The following is a 319-nucleotide window of genomic DNA, read 5'->3' on the forward strand; positions in this document are numbered from 1 at the left end:
TCACGTCCGGCGCCGTACGACGATCGTCGCGGTCCCACTTGACGGAGTCGACGACGAACAGGTCCGCCGGCACCGGCGCGAGTTCCGCCTGGGACGCCTCGTCGGTCACCACGAGCGCGGCACCGGTGTCGGCGAGGACGTGGCGGATGCGCTCCGCGGGGTAGCGCGTGTCGAGCGGGACGTAGACGGCGCCGGCCTTCATGAGGGCGAGGACGGTGGTCACCGTGTGCGGCGACCGCTGCAGCAGTACGGCGACGGCGTCCCCCGGATGCACGCCACGGGCGATCAGCTCACAAGCCAGTTGATCGGCCCGGGAGTT

General features: G+C 71.5%; 1 protein-coding gene. It reads right to left on the reverse strand.

Annotated elements, in window-relative coordinates:
• Positions 1-319: AMP-binding protein (locus JK359_RS38650; protein WP_201844417.1), on the reverse strand; the 319-nt coding region annotated here is incomplete at both ends.

It is taken from the genome of Streptomyces actinomycinicus (assembly GCF_016741775.1).
Classification (GTDB): domain Bacteria; phylum Actinomycetota; class Actinomycetes; order Streptomycetales; family Streptomycetaceae; genus Streptomyces; species Streptomyces actinomycinicus.